General features: G+C 78.1%; 1 protein-coding gene. It reads right to left on the bottom strand.

Annotation, left to right across the window (positions count from 1 at the left end):
• Nucleotides 1-382: 382 nt before the first annotated feature.
• Nucleotides 383-1,249 (bottom strand): cellulose-binding protein, encoded by an 867-nt coding sequence (locus ACGFYU_RS21285; protein WP_393828857.1) that lies wholly within the window; start codon nt 1,247-1,249, stop codon nt 383-385.
• Between the last annotated feature and the right edge of the window lie 188 nt (nt 1,250-1,437).

Here is a 1,437-nt window from a genome sequence, read left to right on the forward strand (position 1 = left end):
ATCTGGCTGCGCGCGCCCGGTCGGGGTCGGGGACGGGGTGGGGTGTCGGCCGGGACTAAAACGAGATGAATTCGGCGCGAGGTGCCGTCCGACAGGCCCGGCCCGGAAAGGGCGCCGAACATCGAAGCCCGTCCCGGACGACACCCCACCCCGGCCCCGGCCTCACGAACCCCCGCCAGGGGACCGGCCGAGCCCCCGGCCGGGGAACCGGCCCCGGCCCCACGAAGCCCCCGCCAAGGGACCGGCCAAGCCCCGGCCAAGGCACCCGACCCGGCCCCGCCATGCCCCCGCCGAGGGACCGGCGCGGCCCCCGCCAAGGGGGCGGCCGAGCCCCCGGTCAGGGGGTCGGCCCGCGACCGCGAAGCCCCCGCCCGGGGGGCCGTCAGGCCGGGGCTCGGCCTGTTAGGGCTGCCAGGCTGGAGCGGATGTGGTTCATGTGGGCCCGCATCTCCTCCTGGGTCTCCGCGTGCTCCCGCAGGATGCGGTCCGTTTCCCGGCCCACCCGCTCCTCCCGCACCCCCGCCTCCGCCAGCAACTCCGCCGCCACCGCCTCCGCGTCCTCCAACCCGTGCCGCGCCGACTCCTCCACCTCCGCGAACCCCCGCCTGGCCTCCGCCAACCGCGCCTCCGCATAACGTTCCAGCTCCGCGTGGCGCGCCTCCAGCTCCGCCTCCCGGGCCGCCAGCTCCCGTTCCGCCGCCTCCCACCGCTCCACCCGCTCCTGCTCCCGCTCCGCCAGCAGCGCGTCCGACCGCCGCCGCATCTCCGCGACCGCGGCCGCCCCCTGCGCCCGCCACACCTGCGCGTCCTCCCGCGCCTCCGCCCGCGCGTCGTCCGCCTCCCGCTGCGCCCGCAGCAGCCCCTGCCGGGACCGGACCTCCGTCTGCTCGCGCACCGCCTCCGCGTCCTGCCGCGCCAGTTCCGCCGCCCGGTCCGCGTGCGCCTCGGCCGCGCCCAGCGTCGCGGACACGTCCGCCCGCGCCTCCTCCCGTACGGAGTCCGCCTCCTCCTGCGCCAGCAGCAGGATCCGGCGGGCGCGCTCGCTCAGGTCCTCGTACGTCTGCGGGGCCAGCGCCGCCACCGCCTCGCGCAGCCGGACCGCGTCCGCCTCCATCTGCCTGGCCAGGACGGTCAGCCGCGCCACGCGCTCCCAGGCCTCATCACGACTGCCGGAGAGCCGGGCGAGATACCGGTCGACCTCTTCGATGCGGTAGCCACGACCGCGCACAGTCGCAATGGGTGCACTCATCCTGGAAGCGCCTCTCTCGCGGGGATTCCTGTCAAGGATGCGCCATTTGCTCCCAGAAGCCGGAATGGCCGGGGGGGGGGGCCCCCGCGGGGGGGGCCCCCCCCCCCCCCCCCCCCAAAACCCCCCCCCCCCCCCCGCCCCCACACCCCCCCCCCCCCCCCCCCCCCCACCCCCCCGCGCGGCCCGCC

The organism is Streptomyces sp. NPDC048337 (assembly GCF_043201175.1).
Lineage (GTDB): Bacteria > Actinomycetota > Actinomycetes > Streptomycetales > Streptomycetaceae > Streptomyces.